15 protein-coding genes are annotated in these 18,995 nt (G+C 63.1%); 6 read left to right on the top strand and 9 right to left on the bottom strand.

The features are described from left to right. The first annotated feature begins 71 nt into the window (after window positions 1-71). The 3 genes from tmcA to QYL91_RS11560 are packed head-to-tail and all read left to right on the top strand — an operon-like array spanning window position 72 to window position 3,024. The gene (gene tmcA, locus QYL91_RS11570; protein WP_302080654.1) at window positions 72-2,306 is read left to right on the top strand and encodes a tRNA(Met) cytidine acetyltransferase TmcA; all 2,235 of its coding nucleotides are present in this window, start codon (window positions 72-74) and stop codon (window positions 2,304-2,306) included. After that, window positions 2,303-2,797 carry a DUF456 domain-containing protein gene (locus QYL91_RS11565; RefSeq protein ID WP_302080653.1) on the top strand — a complete coding sequence of 165 codons (495 nt, stop codon included), beginning with the start codon at window positions 2,303-2,305 and terminating at the stop codon, window positions 2,795-2,797. The genes tmcA and QYL91_RS11565 overlap by 4 nt, the downstream gene beginning before the upstream one ends. A 44-nt stretch (window positions 2,798-2,841) precedes the next feature. Then, entirely contained in the window at window positions 2,842-3,024 is a 183-nt protein-coding gene (locus QYL91_RS11560) for a DUF8014 family protein (RefSeq protein ID WP_302080652.1), read from the top strand. 5 nt (window positions 3,025-3,029) lie between these two features. Here the strand turns inward: QYL91_RS11560 and QYL91_RS11555 are convergent, their stop codons facing one another. From QYL91_RS11555 to acnA, 9 genes are all read right to left on the bottom strand, one after another. Then, a complete protein-coding gene (locus QYL91_RS11555) occupies window positions 3,030-3,920 on the bottom strand; it encodes a universal stress protein (protein WP_302080651.1) in 891 nt (296 codons plus the stop codon). A 51-nt stretch (window positions 3,921-3,971) separates the two neighbouring features. Further along, window positions 3,972-4,703: a GNAT family N-acetyltransferase gene (locus QYL91_RS11550; protein WP_302080650.1), complete on the bottom strand. Its 732-nt coding sequence runs from the start codon at window positions 4,701-4,703 to the stop codon at window positions 3,972-3,974. Between the two features lie 107 nt (window positions 4,704-4,810). Continuing rightward, window positions 4,811-5,188 (bottom strand): DUF8055 family protein, encoded by a 378-nt coding sequence (locus QYL91_RS11545; protein WP_302080649.1) that lies wholly within the window; start codon window positions 5,186-5,188, stop codon window positions 4,811-4,813. Window position 5,189: 1 nt separating this feature from the next. Continuing rightward, window positions 5,190-6,857, bottom strand: coding sequence for an FAD-dependent monooxygenase (locus tag QYL91_RS11540; RefSeq protein WP_302080648.1), 1,668 nt, complete (start codon window positions 6,855-6,857; stop codon window positions 5,190-5,192). Beyond that, on the bottom strand, window positions 6,850-8,502 hold the full coding sequence (locus tag QYL91_RS11535) for an electron transfer flavoprotein subunit alpha/FixB family protein (RefSeq protein ID WP_302080647.1): 1,653 nt from the start codon (window positions 8,500-8,502) through the stop codon (window positions 6,850-6,852). Before QYL91_RS11535 ends, QYL91_RS11540 begins: the two co-directional genes overlap by 8 nt. Next, window positions 8,503-9,420 (bottom strand): electron transfer flavoprotein subunit beta/FixA family protein, encoded by a 918-nt coding sequence (locus QYL91_RS11530; RefSeq protein ID WP_302080646.1) that lies wholly within the window; start codon window positions 9,418-9,420, stop codon window positions 8,503-8,505. It lies immediately after the preceding gene. A 136-nt stretch (window positions 9,421-9,556) separates the two neighbouring features. Then, window positions 9,557-9,895 (bottom strand): 4Fe-4S dicluster domain-containing protein, encoded by a 339-nt coding sequence (locus QYL91_RS11525; protein ID WP_302080645.1) that lies wholly within the window; start codon window positions 9,893-9,895, stop codon window positions 9,557-9,559. 105 nt (window positions 9,896-10,000) lie between these two features. Continuing rightward, window positions 10,001-11,752: a glutamate--tRNA ligase gene (locus QYL91_RS11520; RefSeq protein WP_302080644.1), complete on the bottom strand. Its 1,752-nt coding sequence runs from the start codon at window positions 11,750-11,752 to the stop codon at window positions 10,001-10,003. 192 nt (window positions 11,753-11,944) lie between these two features. Continuing rightward, window positions 11,945-14,659, bottom strand: coding sequence for an aconitate hydratase AcnA (gene acnA, locus QYL91_RS11515; RefSeq protein ID WP_302080643.1), 2,715 nt, complete (start codon window positions 14,657-14,659; stop codon window positions 11,945-11,947). Between the two features lie 217 nt (window positions 14,660-14,876). Here acnA and QYL91_RS11510 point away from each other — a divergent pair, with 217 nt between their 5' ends. The 3 genes from QYL91_RS11510 to sod all read left to right on the top strand — a co-directional run bounded on the left by QYL91_RS11510 (window position 14,877) and on the right by sod (window position 18,869). Further along, the gene (locus tag QYL91_RS11510; protein ID WP_302080642.1) at window positions 14,877-16,271 is read left to right on the top strand and encodes a cryptochrome/photolyase family protein; all 1,395 of its coding nucleotides are present in this window, start codon (window positions 14,877-14,879) and stop codon (window positions 16,269-16,271) included. 142 nt (window positions 16,272-16,413) lie between these two features. After that, complete coding sequence (locus QYL91_RS11505) at window positions 16,414-18,090, top strand: histidine kinase N-terminal 7TM domain-containing protein (protein ID WP_302080641.1); 1,677 nt, start codon at window positions 16,414-16,416, stop codon at window positions 18,088-18,090. Window positions 18,091-18,257: 167 nt separating this feature from the next. Continuing rightward, complete coding sequence (gene sod, locus QYL91_RS11500; protein ID WP_302080640.1) at window positions 18,258-18,869, top strand: superoxide dismutase; 612 nt, start codon at window positions 18,258-18,260, stop codon at window positions 18,867-18,869. Window positions 18,870-18,995: the final 126 nt, after the last annotated feature.

Here is an 18,995-nt window from a genome sequence, read left to right as displayed (position 1 = left end):
TCGCTCCGTCGAACAACAGTTCACCTGCCGGCGACCACAGCGCACAACTTCCCGGGCAGCGGAGACAGGCTATGGACTACGCCGCCCGCCTGCGGGAGAACGCCCGCGTACACGACGAGCGTCGCGTCCTCGTCCTCGCGGGGCCACCGGAAGCCACCCGGGACCGAGCGGCTGTGGCACTCGACGTGGCAGCTATTCCAGCCGCCGAAACTCGGTACGTCGGTCGCGCCGACACCACACCCTGGGACCCAATCGACCCGAAGCGCGCCGACCAGCTGCTCGGGACGACCCAGCAGGCGGTCGTCCTCGATACACACGATGCCTGCCAGCCGAACGCACTTGGCTGTACGCTCGGTGCTGTCGGCGGCGGCGGACTCCTCGTACTCCTAACGCCGCCACTAGAGGAGTGGCCGAACCGTCGTGACGACTTCGACGAATCACTCGCGGTCCCGCCGTTCGAGCGCGACCAGGTCATCGGCTACTTCCGCCGCCGCCTCGTCTGGACGCTCCGCCAGCACCGCGGCATCGCCATCGTCGATGCCGAGGACGGAACCGTCGAGAAAGACGGCATCATCGACGCCGCACCGCGACTCGGACACGCGGACCCAGACCCGCCCAGCGACTGTGCGTTTCCCACGGCTTCCTACACTGCCTGTCGCACCGACGACCAGCGCGACGCCATCGCCGCCTTCGAGCGCCTCGTCGAGAGCGGGCACGCACTGGTCGTCGAGGCCGACCGCGGCCGGGGAAAATCGAGCGCCGCCGGCCTCGCCGCCGGCAGTCTCGCGCTCGCGGACAACGACGTCCTCGTGACGGCCCCGCAGTACCGCGCCGCAAGCGAGGTGTTCGCACGCGCCCGGGAACTCCTGACTGAGATTGGCGAACTCGCTTGCCGTGATAGCGACAGGAATCCTCACCGTATCGAGACCGAAACTGGCTGTGTCCGCTTCGTTCCCGCTGCCGATGCAACCGCGCTTCCGGGCGACCCCGACTGTGTCATCGTCGACGAGGCCGCCGCCCTCCCGGTCCGCAGACTTCGTGCGTTCCTCGATGCCGACTCGGTCGCGTTTACCACGACGATTCACGGGTACGAAGGCGCTGGGAGAGGATTCTCGGTCCGCTTTCGGGACGACCTCGCCGAGAGCGACCACACGGTACACGATCAGCACCTCGGAACACCCATCCGGTACGCGCCGGGCGACCCGGTCGAAGTGTGGGGATTCAGAGCGCTCTGTCTCGACGCCCGCCCAGCCGTCGACCCACTTGTCACCGATGCGACGCCCGAAACAGTCTCGTACCGACGACTCTCCTCAGCGGACCTGCTCGACGACGAACACCTGCTCCGGGAGGTCTTTGGGCTGCTCGTACTCGCGCACTACCGGACCGAACCCAACGACCTCGCGCGGCTACTCGACGCCCCGAACGTGACCATCCGCGCGCTCTGTCTCGACGGGCATATCGTCGCCGTCGCGCTGCTGGCCCGCGAAGGAAATCTCTCTGCGGCGCGCAGAGCGCGGATGTACGAGGGCGAGCGCGTCCGTGGCAACATGATTCCGGACGTGCTGACGAGTCAACTCCGCGACGAACGTGCCGGCGTCCCGGTCGGCTACCGCGTCCTGCGGATTGCCACCCATCCCGCCGTTCGCTCGCGCGGACTGGGCTCACGCCTGCTCGCGGCGGTCCGAGAGGAGGTCGGCGACGATGTCGACTGGCTCGGCGTCGGCTACGGCGCGACGCCGGAACTACTCTCCTTCTGGACGCAAAACGGCTTCTCGACGGTTCATCTCTCTGTGACTCGCAACGACCGCAGCGGTGAACACTCTGCGGTCATGCTGGACCCCCTATCGGAGGCTGGCCGGACGCTCCACGACCGCCACGCAGAGTGGTTCGTCGGCCGCCTGTCGGGAATGCTCACCGACGCCCTCTCGGAGGTAGACCCCGACGTGGTCCGTGCTACGCTCGATTCCCTCGACGCGAGCGTACCCCTGGAGCTGTCCGACTGGGAGTGGCGCGTCGCAGCGGGTATCGCGACGGGGACCGCGATTCTGGAGACGGCACCGCGCCCAGTCGGGCGGCTGGCGTTGCGACATCTCGTCGACTCGACCGACCCTGATACGCTGGCTGCCCGGCAGGAACGGCTGCTGGTCCGGCGAGTGCTCCAGCGCCAGTCCTGGGACACCGTCGCCGAAGAACTCGACTATCACTCGACAGCCGCCTGCAAGCGGCGGTTGCCAGACGCCGTCCGACCGCTGGTGTCGGCGTTCGGTGGTGCCAGAGTACACGAGGAACTGGAGCGATTCGAATGAGCGGGATTGTCGCGACGGTGTTGACGGTGCTCGCGTTCGCAGTGCTTGCCGGGGCAGTCGTCTCGGCGTTCGTCCCGGGAGTCCCGACAGGCGCGGTGTCACTGGCCGGTGTCGGCCTCTACTGGTGGGGGTCAGGCTTTACCGAACCAGGAACGGTCGTCCTCGTCGCGCTCGCGGGGCTGTGTCTGCTGACGGTGGCTGCAGACTGGTTCGGTGGCGTCGTGGCTGCGAGGGTCGGCGGCGCGTCGACGACAACGACGCTCGTGGCTGGCGGCGTGGGAGTGGTGTTGCTGGTTGTCACCGGCCCGGTGGGGATGTTGCTCGGCAGCGCATTCGTGGTGTTTGCCCTCGAATACCGCACCCACCGGAACGCGAGGACTGGCGCGATGGCCGCTGGAACGTACGTCCTCGGATTTTTCGCGTCTGCCATCGTGCAGGCGTTTCTCGCTGTGGCCGTCCTCGTCGCGGTGGGCTGGGTCGCAGTGTTTTGACCCCCACCGGAAACGCTGTATGGCCGGCTCTCGAAAGAAGCGACATGGAGTGTGCGACAGCCGATTGCGACCGCGAGGCGACCGTCGAACTCCACATCCCATGGGACGAGAATCGATACGTCTGTATGGGGCACGCACGCGTCCAGTCACGGAAAGACGGCATCGTCGCAGACCCACTGGAGACGGCCGACGACGATCTCCCGGACGGCGCGAGCAATCACGGGTAACTGCCCTACTCTGCTGTCCCATCCGGCACCGCCAGCACCGGACAGGTCCCCGTTCGAATGACCTCTTCTGTCGTACTGCCAAGCAGGAATCGTTCGACCCCCGACCGGCCGTGTGTTCCCATGACGACCAGGTCGATGTCGACGTCGTCGGTGTAGGCCTCGATTCCAGCTGCCGGCTTGCCTCGCTCGACGGCCGTCTCGACCGCGACAGCTCGGTCTCGGGCCTTGTCTGCGAGTTCCCCGATGGCTTCCTCACCCATCGTTTCTATGCTGTCGAGGTAGTTCGACGGAAGGGTCGCGCCCGGCGAGCCGACCACGATAGACTCGTCGACGACGTTCAGCGCGTGGAGTGTCGCGCCGGATTCGGCCGCGACCGAGAGCGCGTACTCGACTGCGGCGGTCGCACAGTCGCTGCCGTCGGTCGGGACCAGCACGTTCTGGTAGGGCAGTGCGGGTGGCTCGTCTGTCGCATGAGTTGCGAGTACAGGGACCGGCGACTCACGGAGAACGTGTTCGGTGACGCTCCCGAGGACGAACCGGCGAAGGCCCGACCGGCCGTGTGTCCCCATCGCGACGATGTCGATGTCGTGTTCGTCGATGTACTCCAGGATGGTGGTCGATGGGCGGCCTTCCTCGACGGTTCCGTGGAACCGCTCGGGTTGTGCCCACTGGTCGGCGATGAGCTCGACATCTTCGTTTGCCTGCTCTCGGAGTCGCTCGACGAACGTCGCGTCAAGGCCGCCGGCGCTGAACGGGCCGGCCGCCTGCTGGAGGTCCACGACCGATAGCGCGTGGACGTCCGCGTCGAATGTCGCGGCCAGGGAGAGCGTATGTTCCGTGGCTCTGTCCGCCGCAGCGCTCCCGTCCGTCGGGACGAGGATAGAGTCGATGGTCATATCTGTATCTACTCGGCAGCCACTGAAAAGTGTACGCCAGATATCGGTGTCCTACAGGTCCGTCGCCATCATCACTTCGTCGACGTACTCGCCGTCCATCTTGTAGTGGTCCTGGCGACGTGCTTCCTCGCGCCAGCCCCGACTGTCGAGGAACTCGATTGCCGCCTCGTTGCTCGCGGGAATCGAGTTGTAGATTTTCTCGAAGCCCTTCGAGGCGGCCCACTCCAGACCGCGTTCGAGCAGATGACTCCCGATGTCGTGGCCGCGATACTCTTCGAGGACACCGACGGTGAGTTCGGCGGTGTGGCTCAACTTCTCCAGTTCGGGGTGTTTGAGGTGGACCCAGCCGACGACTTCGTCGTTGACACAGGCGACAAAGAAGATGCGAGATTCGAGTTCGTTGTGGCGCAACAGGACGCCCTCGCTGTCGATGATGTCGGCTACGGTCTCGGCGTCGACGTACTCGCCGCCACCGATCGCCTGCCGAATCGCGCCGACGAGTCCCGTCAGGTCCTCCTCACGCGCCTGCCGAATCGTGAACTCGACCTCGTCGCTCGTGAACTCCTCTTCGGTCCCGGAATCGAAGGCGATGCGGAGTTTTCCGTCGGCCTCTTCGAGGATACCGTCCCGCCGGAGAATTGCCGTGTGATGACCGAAGGCACGCTCGCCCATCGTCAGCGAGTTGCGTAGCTTCTCCGGCCGCGTCGCCCCGTTTGACTCTACGTACTCGTAGATGTCTTTCCTGTCGTCGTGGTCGAACTCTAGCTTGTCAGTCAGTTCCATGATTGGTGGTACCACTCCCCTGTACTTAACGGTTTGTCACAGTCTGTCGACCAGACAGTCATCAGCTCGAACAGATAACCCACGAAGGAAAGAATTCGTTGTAGACGTCAGGACTGGTCGGCAGGGACTTTCGTCAACAGTTCGGCGACGTCTTTGATGTTCTTGGTGTCGACGAGCAGTTCCGCGGCTTCACGGATTGTGAAATCCGCGTTCAGGTCCGTCCCGTAGCAGGCCGCATACAGGTCCAGCCAGTCGTTCATCGTCTCTTCGAGTGTCTCGTACGGTTCCGGCGGGAAGTGGACCATGTGTCGGCCGGTCCGTGCTTCCACGAAGAGCGCGATGGTCGGACCAGCGCCCTCCCTGAGAATCTCCATTGCCTGTTCTTCCGCCGGCGGATTCGCCGGTGGCTCGAACGACTCCTTGTGCTTGTCGACCCGCTCGGAGAGGTCCTGGATTCGCTCGGTAAAGCGGGTCTGTGCGTCCATGTTAGCCCTGTTTGTACTCGACGCCTTTGCCACCCGCCGGGTGCTCCCAGTGGGTGTCGGCGACGACAGCGCAGGTTCCACATTCGACACACGGCTGTGTGTCGAGACTGACGACCTTCTCCTCGCTGCCGTTTGTCTCGATTGTCTCTTCGCGGTAACAGCCGCCGCCGAAGTCTTTCGCGCTGACCGGGCAGGCCGTCACTGCTGTGCCGCTTGCCTCCCAGCTGTTGTCCTGTAACTCGATGTGTGGGTCGTCGACGTCGTAGGTCAGGTCGCCGATGCGCTCGTCGAGTTCCGGCGGTTCGACGTCGTTGGTGTCGGTGACTCTCGTCCCCAGCACCTCGCCGACGCGTGTCGGTACCGTGACGTAGGACATCTTGGTGTCCGGAATCATCCCGAGCACGAACGAGGAGTTGAACGACTTCTCCATCAGGCCGAGCTTGTCGGCGGCCTTCAGGCCGACCGAGCCAAGCGGCGACTCGAGGACCGCGTTGCCAACCTTCGTGACGAGGTCGCTCTCGGAGAGTGCGTGGGTCGCCCGGTAGCGAGTCGGCCGTAGTTTGGCCATCACGCCCTCCTGTTCGAGCTTCTGTTCGTAGAGCTGGCCGGCGTTGCTCGCGTCGCCGCGGCTCCGCGCTTCCTGGAACGCCTCGGCAGCGAGTCCACCGGCGGTGACAGCGTGGTTCATCCCCTTGATAATCGGGCCCTGAGCCTGCATCTGGCCGGCGGCGTCACCGACCAGCAACAACCGGCCGCGATGTGGCGAGGGGTGAGCGACTTTCTTCGAGTCCGGGACCAGTTTTGCGGCGTACTCCCGTTCCTCGTAGTCACCCTGGAGCCACTGGTCGAGCAGTGGATGGGTGAGGAGTTTGTCCAGGAGTTCGTGTGGCTCTGCTTCCTCCTTGGAAATCGAGTCGAGGTGGAAGACGGTCCCAATCGAGAGGGTCTGTTCGTTCGTGTAGAGGAAGCCACCGCCACGGACACCGTCGAAGAGGTCCCCCGAGAACAGGTGGGCGACTCCCTCGTCGCTGTCGATGCCAAAGCGGTCGTTGATTTCGCCTTCCTCCATTTCGACGGTTGCCTTGACACCCTGGAACCAGTCTTCGGGTTCGTCCCAGTCCATCAGGCCCGCATCGCGTGCGAGTTCGCTGTTGACACCGTCGGCGGCGATGATGACATCGGCCGTAATCGGGTCCAGTTCCTCGCAGGTGACGCCGACGATTTCGCCGCCCTCGCGGAGCAGTCCGTCCACGCGGACGTTCGTCAGAAGTCCGCCGCCCGTCTCGCGGGTCTTCTCGTGGACGCGGTCGGCGAGCCACGAGTCCATCTTCCGCCGGAGCACGGCGTCACACCATTCGGTGTCCTGGTTGTGAACGTCGTGGAGGTCGAGTGTCTTGACCTTTCGTCCCGAGACGTTGTGGACGTAGGACTCGTCGACGGGGCGTTCGGCGGCCTCCTCCCGGAAGTTCGGGAACAGGTCGTCGATGGTGTACGGCGAGGACTCCTCCGCGTAGATGAGTCCTCCCGAGACGTTCTTCGACCCGGCGTCGACGCCTCGTTCGAGTACGAGTGTCTCGACACCCTGTCTTGCGAGCGCTGCTGCCGCCGCTGCGCCGCCGGGGCCACAGCCCACGACAAGCGCTTCGTAGTGTTCGTAATCCTCAGTCATCGCTTACCTCCGCAACTGCGTCTGCGAGTTCGCCTTCTTCGAGCGCCTCGATGAGCCGTGGGAGTACCTCGAAGAGGTCTCCCTGGATGTAGTAGTCCGAGAAGTCCTTGATGTCCGCGTCGTCGTCGGTGTTGATGGCGACAACGGTGTCTGATTCGTCCATCCCGACCTTGTGCTGGACCGCACCGGAGATTCCAGCCGCGATATAGAGGTCCGGTTCGACCTCCTGTCCGGACTCGCCGATCTGGCGTTCCATCTGGACGTACTGTTCGACGTGACTGTCAAACTGATAGGACGCGGTGAGGACGCCACGGGAGAGACCGAGGTCGGCCTCCTCGAACTGGTCGGCCAGTTCGACGCCGAGTTCGATACCCTCGGTCGGGTTGTCGGCGATACCACGACCCATCGCCACGATGACCTCGTTGCCGGTGAGGTCGACGCCGTCGTCAAGCCGGTCGTAGTCGGTCACGTCGACCATGAACCAGTCGTCCGGGATGTCGAGGTCGTGTTCGACGATTTCGCCCTCCCGTTCGTGGTCGGGTTCGGGCATGTCGAACGTACCCGGAATCACGGACGCCCCCTGCGGGTGGAAGTCCCGGTGGGGTTTGTCGATACACAGGATAGTGGAGTACTCGAACCCGGAGAAGTCCGGCCGGGGCATGTGGAGGATGCGTTCGAACTCCTTGGAGTCGCCCGGCGTGCCCGTTTTGGCCGGGTTCGAAATCATCGCGTTGTCAATATACAGGTCCGAACAGTCCGAGGCTAGCCCGGAGTCGAGTTCGCCCTGGACCAGCGCCGAGAGGTCACGGCCGTTGTTCGTCGCCGGGAAGATGGTGTAGCGGGGCTCGTGATAGTCCCGCCAGTCGGCCTCCCAGTCGCGACACATGTCGACGAAGATTTCGGTGTAGGGTTTGTGCCGGAACCGGTCGAGTTGCTCGTTGTCGTGGTAGACGACGCGGTCGGCACCATAGGCGACGACCTCGTCGGTGAGGTCTGTGACACCGTCGCCGATGAGGACCGCGATAACTTCCTCGGGGTTGCCGTCCTCGTCGCCGCCGTACCCCTCCTCGGAGTTGTACTCGTCCATGAGAGTACGGGCCTGGCCGAGCATCTCCTTCGAGACGTCGAGGAGTTCGCCCTGCTGAGTCTCACAGTAGACCCACATGTCACGGTATTCGCCGTCGCTCGTCCCCTCGATGTACTGTTTGTCCGCAGTGGGGTGGTCGAGGTCCGGGTACTTCTCCTCCGGTGGGACGTACTCGACTTCGATTTCCTCGCTGCCGTCGTCGCCCTCTATCGACTGGATGCGGTCCTCTATCTGCGATTTCGCACCTTTGCGGTCCTGACCCTCTTTCTCGCGTTCCAGCATGTCCTCCAGCACGTCGACGTCCTCTACGTCCCGGACCATGTTCGCGATGTCCGCGATGGTCATCTCGGTCAGGTCCGCGCTGGCGGGGTCAGCGCCGTCTTCGTCGTCGCCGGCGACTTTCTCCAGTCGGTCCTCGATGAGCGTGACGACCGGGTCACGGCTCTCGCCGCCCTTCTCCAGGGCGAGCATCTCGTCGAGTTCCTGCTCGTCGTCGATGTCCTTTATTTTCGGTCCCAGTTCCGCGATGTCGTGGTCTGTGGGGTCGATGTCCGGCATTCAATCACCTGCCGCAAACGGCGCCATTTCGTCGAAAACGGTCTCCATTCCGTCCTCGTCGTCCGGTTCGATGTGCTGTGCCTCCCGCTCGGAGGGCGCTTTCGGAATCGGGTCGACACCGGAGACGATGGTCGGAGAGCCGTCCAGTCCGATGAAGTCGGGGTCCAGGTTCAGGACCTCGTGGTTCCACATCGAGAAGTTCTCCCAGTCGGTCATCTCCTTGTCCGAGCCGTCGGCCAGATATTCGGCGAACTCCTCGGCGCGTTCCTGAGTCTCGGCGCGGAAGTCCTTGTGCCGGAGTCGGTGCTCTGCCTTCCGATAAGTCGGTTCGAACTCCTCACCAGCGACGACGAAGGCTGGCAGGTCCGTCTCGACGGTTTCGATTTCGGAGACGTCACCCTCGACGAGTCGCTTCGCGCGGAGCGTCTCCTCCTCTTCGTCGATATCCAACGCGATGACGTGGGTGATGACCGGATAGTCCGGTATATTGTCGTTGATGTTGAGACACCACTCCGTCTGTGGGCCGGTGTGGCCCGTCTCGCCGTCTGCCGTCTTGAACCCGGCAAAGATGAGGTCCGGGTTCTCGTCCATGTACTCGATGCCCGTCGCGACAGTCATCGCTGTCGCCCACGTGTCTGCCGCACCCATCTCCCGGTCCGAGAGGAGATAGAGGTCGTCGGCATACACGTCGCGCATTCCCTCGTGGAGAATCTCCGCGTAGCCCGGTGGGCCCATACTCATTAACGATACCTCGCCGCCCTGTCTGACTTTAGTTTGTAGCGCTGCCCGGAGTGCGTGCTTGTCGTTGGGATTCATGACCGTGGGTGTTTTCCCACGCTCGAGGTGACCGTCTTCGTCGAACGACACCTTCCCCTCACGGAAATCGGGAACGCCTTTTGTCAGGACTACGCTTCGCATTGATATCACGTACCGTGTTTGAGATGCACTTCCACATTCACCTAATTGTTTCGTAACCTGCCCGAGATTTCCTATTCATTGACGAGACCGATAGCAGATACTGGACGACGGCGGCAACGAGTGGAGAAGTGGCAGTTTAGATACGCCCGGCGCGACTCGGGTCCACGTCGATGGCGTCGACGGGACAGACGTCGACACAGAGCATACAGTCGATACACTGGTCTTCGTGGGCCGGGTCGGCCTTGATCTCACTCTCGGGGTGGCCGGGCGTGTCGACCCACTCGAACACGTCGACTGGACAGTCTTCCAGACACGCGCCGTCTGCCAGACAGATGTCGAAGTCGACAGCGACGTGGGTGCCGTGGATACCCTGCTTTTCCTCGGTCGTCTCCTCCCCGTCCGGCGTCCAGACGCGGTGGTCCTCGTGTCGGTCTACTTCTTCGTACGTCTCCTCGAACTCCGGGTCGATTGCCATGGTATTTAATCTCACATCGGGCGAGTACTTAAACTTTGGACCGAAGGCAGTCGCCGTGGGGGAATTTTCGGTCTGCCTAAGACTTGTATGGCCGTCAGACGGCGATCAGGGATGGGCGAAGTACGCGAGCAAGTCGAAGTTGTCGTCGCCAGTTGCCCAGCCGAAACTATCGAGTCGGGCAAAGCCGATGCGTTCGAACTGCACCAGCTCGTCGGGTTCGTACTCGGCGATACCTGGTTCGGCGTAGCCGTCGACGGCACCGTCCACCGTCCGGAGGCGCGTTTCGAGGCTATCCGCAGCGGGAACCCAGTGAACCACGTCCACGTCGCCCTGTTTGACGACCTCGATGTCGTCGTCGGTGTATTCGAACGCATCCCGGGTGTGTCGGACACAGCCGTAGCCTTTCAGCCAGACGCGCTCGCCGTGTGCCGGCAGGTCTTCGGATTCGACGAGGACACCCTCCTCGACGGAGAGCGTTCGGTCGCCCCGGTCCTCGTAGTTGGGGTGAACTGGCGGGTGGCCCTCTGTCGGGCCGCCGACGACCTGGCGCTCGACTGCCCCACCGCCGTGCTCGTCGTCGTCACGGACGAGAAACGCCCGGTCGGTCTCCTCGTCGACGAGGTCACGGTTGTTCGCGTAGATGCTGGACATCGCAAGGTCGACGTTCGAAGTCGACGTTCCGAGGCCAACCATCGAGTCGACGATGGCCTGCCCGCGAATCCCTCGCCGCCGCAGGCTGGCGACGGTGGGTGCCCGCGGGTCGTCCCACCCGTCGAGTTCGCCAGTTTCGACGAGTTCCGCGATGGTCGAGGAGGACAGTTCGACGTCGTACTCGTCGACCTGGACGTGGCCCCAGTGGATGACTTCGGGGTACTCCCAGCCGAAGTAGTCGTAGACGAACTGCTGGCGCTTCGCCGAGTCCTGGAGGTCGATGCCGCGGATGATGTGGGTCATCTCCGTCAGGTGGTCGTCGATACCACTCTGGAAGTCGAGCATCGGCCAACAGCGGATGTCCGCGGCTTCCTCGCGGGGATGTGGCGTGTCGACCATCCGGAACGCGACCCAGTCACGGAGTGCGGGGTTCTTGTGCTCGATGTCCGTCTTGACCCGGAGAACCATCTCGCCGGCGCTGTACTTGCCGGCGACCATCTCGTCGAACTCCGCGCGGACGGTGTCTTTGTCTTTGTCGCGGTGCTGACACGGCTCGGCGTCGTTTTTCAGGTTCGAGAACTCCTCCTGCGGACACGAACAGGTGTATGCGCCGCCTTTGTCGATGAGCGCTCGGGCGTGCTCGTAGTAGATGTCGATCCGGTCGCTGGCTTTGAGAACCTCGTCGGGTTCGAAGCCGAGATACTCGATGGCGCCGAGAATCGCGTCGTAGGCGTCCAGATCCGGGCGCTTGGTCTCGGGGTCGGTGTCGTCGAATCGGCAGATAAACTCGCCGTCGTAGCGCTCCTTGTAGGTGCCGACGACGGCCGCCATCCGCGCGTGCCCGATGTGCCACGGACTGTTAGGATTCGGGGCGACGCGCATCCGAACCTCACCTTTCTCGGCGTTTGGCAGGTCCGGCAGGTCATGTTCGTCCTCTTCGTCCTCGGCTTCCAGTTCCTCGACTTTCTCCGGGGCGAGTTCCGCGAGTCGGTCTCGCTTTGCTGCGTCGTCCATCCCGTTGACGTCGGCGATGACCGGGCCGATGACACCCGGAATCTCGTCGCCGTGTTCTCGGAACTCTGGGTTCTCGCCCATCATCGGGCCCATGATGGCGCCGACCTGTGCGTCGCTGCCGTGTTTGAGCGCGTTGAAAAGCGCCGCTTCCTCGGCGGCCTCTTCGACGCGCTCACGTACATCGTCGTCCATTACCTGCCCCTGGGAGGCGGGGCGTGAAAACTGGGTCGGTCGAAGTCAGCGAGCGCATCCGCTCTCGGGGTTGTGGTGTACGCGAATTCGCAGTGGGCCGCAAGCGGTGGCGGCCGGCGCGAATATATGGGACAGAAGTTGTGTGTCGTCCTCGGCGCCGACGTGGCCGCCGAGTGCGACGTGGCTACGGCGTCACTCCTCGGTGAGGAGTTCTCGCAGCACTTTGTGCAGGACGCCGCCGTTCTCGATGTACTCGACTGCGGCCGGCGTGGACACCTGTGCGGTGACGTTGAACTCGGTGGTCTCGCCGTCTTCGTGTTCGGCGACGACAGTGAGTTCGTCGTTCATCTCGAGGCCGTCGTCGAGACCTTCGATGGAGTACACTTCGGTGCCATCGAGGCCGAGTTCTTCCCAGCCCTCGCCGTCTTCGAATTGCAGGGGCAAGACGCCCATGCCGAGCAGGTTGTCGCGGTAGATGCGCTCGTAGCTCTTGGCGATGGTCGCGCGGATGCCAAGCAGGTCAGTCCCCTTGGCTGCCCAGTCACGGCTGGAACCGGTCCCGAACTCGATGCCGGACATGACGATAAGCGGCGTGTCGTCGTCGCGGTAGCGCCCGCTCGCCTCGAAGACGGTGGTCTCCTCGCCAGAGGGCAGGTGCTTGGCGTAGCCGCCCGTCTTCCCGTCGAGCATCTCGTTTTCGATGCGGACGTTGGCGAAGGTGCCACGCATCATGACTTCGTGGTTGCCACGGCGGGAACCGTACGTGTTGAACTCGTGGGGTTCGACGCCGCGCTCTTTGAGCCACTGTCCAGCGGGCAGGTCCTCACCGAACGGCCCGGCCGGGCTGATGTGGTCGGTGGTGACCGTATCGCCCAGCGTCATGAGACAGCGGGCGTTCGCGATGTCCTCGACGCCAGGCTCTTCGAGCGGGAAGTCCTGGAAGAACGGCGGCTCGCGGATGTAGGTGGACTCGTCGTCCCAGTCGTAGACGTCGCCCGTCGGGGCCTCGAGTGCTTCCCAGCGCTCGTCGCCCTCGTAGACGGAGGCGTACTTCTCCTCGAACATCTCCGGGGAGACACTGTTGTGGACCATATCGTGGAGCTCCTCGGTGTCCGGCCAGATGTCCTCGAGGAAAACCGGATTGCCCTCGTCGTCGTGACCGATGGGGTCTTCTTCGAGGTCGATGTCCATCCGGCCAGCGAGGCCGTAGGCGACGACCAGCGGCGGGCTGGCGAGGTAGTTCGCGGCAATCTTCGGGTGGATGCGAGCTTCGAAGTTCCGGTTGCCAGAGAGGACGCTCGTCGCCCAGAGGTCGTGCTCGTCGATAGCGTCCTTGATGGGGTCCTGGAGCGGACCGGAGTTGCCGATACAGGTCGTACAGCCGTAGCCGACGACGCTGTAGCCCAGTTCCTCCAGGTCGTCCATGAGCCCGGACTCTTCGAGGTAGGCCGTGACGACGCGGCTCCCGGGTGCGAGACTCGTCTTCACGTAGTCGGGCACGTCGAGGCCTTTCTCGACGGCGTTGCGGGCGAGCAGCCCGGCAGCGAGCATGACAGACGGGTTCGACGTGTTCGTACAGGACGTGATTGCGCTGACGAGGACACTCCCGTGGCCAATCTCGACTTCGGTGCCGTCGTCGAGTGTGACGGGCACTTTGTCGCCGAGTTCGAGGTCGTGTTTGACCTCTGCCGCACCGTCGGCCTGAACGACGCCCTGGTCTTCGAGCAGGTTCGGGAAGTGCTCGTCGAGGTCGCCCATCGGGATGCGCGAGTGGGGCTTCTTGTGGCCGGCGAGGCTCGGTTCGACAGTACTCAGGTCGAAATCGACGGTCTCGGTGTACTCGGGTTCCTGCTCGCCGAAGAGGCCCTGTGCGTCCAGGTACTCTTTGACGAGTTCGATGTGGTCCTGGTCACGACCCGTGAGTTCGAGGTATTCCAGCGTCTTGTCGTCGACTGGGAACATGCTGATGGTCGAGCCCTGCTCGGGTGCCATGTTCGAGATGGTCGCGCGGTCGGCGACGGTGAGATTCTCGACGCCGGGACCGTAGAACTCGACGAAGCGGTCGACGACACCCACCTGGCGGAGTTTCTCAGTCAGGTGGAGGACGAGGTCGGTCGCCGTCGCGCCCTCCGGAAGGTCACCCTCCAGACGGACACCGACGACTTCGGGCAGGCCCATCGTGATGGGCTGGCCGAGCATCGCGGCCTCTGCCTCGATACCACCGACACCCCAACCGACGACACCGATGCCGCCGATCATCGGCGTGTGGCTGTCGGTGCCGACGAGAGTGTCAGGGACGAGCCACTCGTCGCCATCTTCCTCGCGCTCGTGGACGACCCGTCCGAGGTGTTCGAGGTTGACCTGGTGGACGATACCGGTTCCCGGCGGCACGACTTCGAAGTTCTCGAAGGCCTGCTGTGCCCACTTGATAGAGCGGTACCGCTCCTCGTTGCGCTCGTATTCGAGTTCGACGTTTTTCTCGTAGGCGTCCTCGTCACCGAAGTAGTCGACCTGAACGCTGTGGTCGATGACCAGGTCACACGGGATTTCCGGTTCGACAATCGACGGGTCCCGGTCTTTGCGGTCGACCGCAGACCGCAGTGCCGCCAGGTCGACGACAGCCGGCACGCCAGTCAGGTCTTGCAGGACGACGCGCGACGGCTGGAAGGGAAGTTCGACGTCCGGGACGTCAGGTTGCCAGGAAGCCGCGTTGCGGACGTCGTCGGCCGTGATGTTCTTGCCGTCCACGTTCCGGAGGACAGATTCAAGCAGAATACGGATGCTCACCGGGAGTTTGTCGAGCTCACAGAGCCCTTCTTCCTCGAGAACGGTGAGGTCTGCCATCTTGTATGTTGTACCATCGTGTTCGAGTTCACGAACCGCACCGAATGGGTCGTTTTCTCCCATACTTACCTGACTGTTAAATCCCGATTATATACTTGGTCCGAATTGCGCATCGTTAATCGAGCCGACATGAAAAAGCTAGCTACGGCCTCTGTACCCAGATGTTCGCCGGTAGAGCGATTTTTCAGGTGGTGGGACTATCCCACGCCCCAGATAGGGCAGGAGTCGTCCCACGACGATTTGGGACCGTACTCAAGTGGGTTGGAGTCGACGTGCAGGTATGCATCTTCACTGGCACCGCCGCGACTTGCGAGTGGCGGACAATCTAGCGCTCGACGCAGTCAACGACGAGACCGTTCCCGTGTTCGTTCTCGACCCATCGGTCCTCCAGCATGCCGCGCCGCCACGCGTCGCCTTCCTGCTCGACGGCCTCCACTCACTTCGAAAATCCTACCGCGAACGCGGGAGTGACCTCGTCGTAATTCAGGGTACCCCGACAGAACTCCTCCCGACCCTCGCCGCCGAGTACGACGCCGACACCGTAACGTGGTGCAGAGATTACTCTGGACTCGCCCGCGAGCGTGACGCCGCCGTCCGGCAGACACTCGACGACGCTGGTATCGACCGCATCGCCGTCCACGATGCCGTGCACCACAAACCCGGTGCAATCACTACCAACGACGGTAATCCGTACAAGGTGTTCACGTACTTCTCGAAGAAGTGGCACGACCGGCCAAAGACAGACCCAGCGGACCCGCCGGCCAGCGACGACCTTGCCTCAGTCTCCGGTAGCGACATTCCCACGCTCGCCGACCTCGGATTCGACGAACCGGAAGCGGAGATTCCACCGGCCGGACCGGCGGCCGCCCGCGACCTGCTGACCGACTTCTGTGCGGACGACATCTACCGGTACGACGACCGGCGAGACTATCCTGCGGACGACTGCACCAGCCGACTCTCACCGCATCTCAAGTACGGCACCATCGGCATCCGGGAGGTCTACGAGGAGACCGAAGCGGCGAAACTCGACGCCGACAGCGAGGCCGAACGAGAGTCTGTCTTCGAGTTCCAGGACCAACTCGCCTGGCGGGAGTTCTACACGCAGGTGCTCTGGGACCGACCGGACGTGGTCACACAGAACTACAAGACGTACGACAACCAGATTCAGTGGGACGACGACCCGGAAAAATTGCAGGCCTGGAAAGACGGCGAGACGGGGTATCCCATCGTCGATGCGGGAATGCGCCAACTCCGCGAGGAGGCGTTCATGCACAACCGTGTGCGGATGATTGTCGCCTCGTTTCTCACCAAGGACCTCCTGATTGACTGGCGGGAAGGGTACGACTGGTTTCGCGAGAAACTGGTCGACCACGACACCGCCAACGACAACGGCGGCTGGCAGTGGGCGGCCTCGACGGGGACCGACGCCCAGCCGTACTTTCGCATCTTCAATCCGATGACACAGGGCGAGGACTACGACCCCGACGCGGAGTATATCAAACGCTACGTTCCGGAGTTGCGCGACGCCGCCCCCGAGATTATCCACGAGTGGCACGAGGCGTCGCTGACACAGCGACGTAGCGCCGCACCGGAGTACCCCGACCCGATTGTCGATCACAGCGAGCGGCGGGAGGCGGCTATCGAGATGTTCGAGGTAGCGAGAGGTGATTCGTGAGCGGCAGCGAATGATGGAGCTCTCGGAGCAAGACGGCGACCGGTAACGAGCCGGAAAGCAAGCGAGGATAGACACCGAACAGACAGAATTGGCAACGGGTTCGTAATTCTTAATCCACCAACCCGGAAACGAACGGTAACCCGTGCAAGCAACGGTGACCCTTTTCGCGGTGGTCCTCTCGATACTGGTCTGTCTCAGTGTCACATGGCTCGTCAGCCGGAACCTGTCGATTCCGGGCGCGAAGCCGCTGTTCGTAGGAGTCGTAGCGGAGTTGTGGTGGCTCCTCTGTTACCTCGGCGAACTGCTCGCCGGGACGCGAGCGCTGACGCTCACCTTCGCTCGACTGGAGTGGCTCGGCGTGGTCGTCATCCCGGTGGCGTGGACGCTGTTTGTCATCGAGTACACTGGCCGTGGGGAGTATCTCACCAAACTGCGAATCGCTGGCCTCTCGATTATTCCCGCCCTGGTGGGCGTTGGGTCGCTCGTAATATACGACGGGGGGATTTACCGGAATATCACTGTCAGCGAGTACGATAGTTTGAGTGTGCTAACCGGCGACAAGGCCTCTCTGACTCTCTTGTTCGCGGTGTTTACGTGGCTCGTTGTCACCGCCAGCGCGATTCTCCTCATCGAGTTTGTCGTCGACCGCGGGACGCTGTACACGAAGCGAGCATTGGCACTGATTGGAGCCGGAACGATTCCCATCTTCGCGAGTGTCGTCGACACATTCGACCTAGCAGGTTCCGAGGCGTTCCAGTTGACACCGATGACGTTCGCCCTGTCAAGCGGACTCGCAGCGCTGGCAATCGTGGAGTTCGACATGTTCAGAAGCGCGCCAGTGCCGAGTCACCTGGCCGCTGAGACGGCAGTCGCGGCCGGTGAGGACCCGACCTTCGTCCTTGATGCCGGTGGGACAGTCGTGGACTGTAACCCGGCCGCGTGTGCGCTGGCCGGGATGGACCGGTCGGAACTGCTTGGGACCTCAAGCGACGACATTGGCCCGCTGGCGGACATCAGTGAGACGACGACCGACCCGACGGTGACTGTCGAACAATCTGGAGACACCCGTCACTACGACATCAAGTGGACGTCCATCGACGGTGACGGAGACTACGAGCGCGGGACTGTGCTCACTCTGCGTGACGTGACCGACCGGCGGCGGCGCAAAGAGCGACTCGATGCGCTAAACTCCGTGCTCCGGGCGACGATTCAAGAGGAGATGACGACAGTCAAACAGGAGGTTGCAGAGGAGACGGACGATGTCACGGATAGTGAACTGCTCCGGGAACACGCATCGGTGATGCTCGACGTGAGCGATCAGGCCGACGAACTGGCGTCGATGGTCGAACCGGAGGCTGAATCGCCCGCGGATATCGTCCCGATTATCCACGAGGAGATCGACGCAGCACGCGAGTGGGAGCCGGACGTCTCGTTTGTCCTCGATGCGAGTCTCGACGAGTGGGCCCATTGCAGTGGGCTCTTCGAGCCGGTGTTCCGTGTCTCGCTGCGCCATGCGGCAGAGCGGTCGCTCGGAATCGACGCCGAGCCTGTCGTCGGTATCTCGGTCAGGACTGGCCCCGACGCGGTGACCGTCTCGATAAGCGATAGCGGGCCTCAGTTCTCCCGTCACGAGAAGGCCGTACTCTGTGAGGGCGCGGAGCCGCGCCCGTCGGACCGCGACGATATGAGCCGGTGGCTCATCAACTGGGGCATCGAACAGGCCGATGGCATCGTCACGACCGGGACCGACGGCGAACACGTCTCTATCGAACTCACGTTCCCGCGGACGGAGGACGACTGGGACCCCGACCCGACCTGAACCGTGCGTCCTACCACATTTGAGGCCATTTGACACTGGGGCGACGAAGAGTCGTGGACGGCGCAGAAATCTACCCGAAGGCAGCCGCTGCTTGAGTCGTGGTAGCATGCGGCTCCTAAACGTTTAACATCCATCCGCCCGATAATTGTGCTGGAGGCAAATTTCATATGTCCGAACATTCCGAACCAGAGCTGCCACCGCTGCCCTACGACTACGACGCCCTGGAACCGCACATCTCCGAGCAGGTTCTCACCTGGCATCACGATACCCACCATCAGGGGTACGTAAACGGCCTCGACGCCGCCGAGAAGACACTCGCCGAGAACCGCGAAAGCGGGGATTTCGGCAGTAGCGCCGGTGCACTCGGGAACGTCACCCACAACGGCAGTGGGCACTATCTCCACACACTGTTCTGGGACAACATGGACCCCAACGGCGGCGGGGAACCCGAGGGCGACCTCGCCGACCGCATCGAAGAGGACTTCGGCTCCTACGAGGGCTGGAAAGGCGAGTTCGAAGCCGCAGCCGGCGCTGCCGGCGGCTGGGCGCTACTCGTCTACGACCCCGTTGCCAAGCAACTGCGCAACGTCAAGGTCGACAAACACGACCAGGGTGCCCTGTGGGGCGCACACCCCATCATGGCACTCGACGTCTGGGAGCACTCCTACTACTACGACTACGGTCCGGACCGTGGCTCCTTCATCGACGCCTTCTTCGAGGTCGTCGACTGGGACAAAGTCACAGAAGAGTACCAGACGGTCGTCGACCTGTTCGAGTAACGCGGTCGACAGCATTCGACGTTTTTTCGATAGCTCGGTTCGGTAGCTGTGGCTCCGGGCGACTGCTGACCGACGACGCCGAGGTCGCAGAACAGCGCTGGAACGCAGATAGGCGAACACAACGTA

This window comes from Salinibaculum rarum (assembly GCF_030505615.1).
GTDB classification, from domain to species: domain Archaea; phylum Halobacteriota; class Halobacteria; order Halobacteriales; family Haloarculaceae; genus Salinibaculum; species Salinibaculum rarum.
The sequence above is the reverse complement of the archived record's forward strand: the minus strand, read 5'-3'. Positions and strand labels throughout refer to the sequence as shown.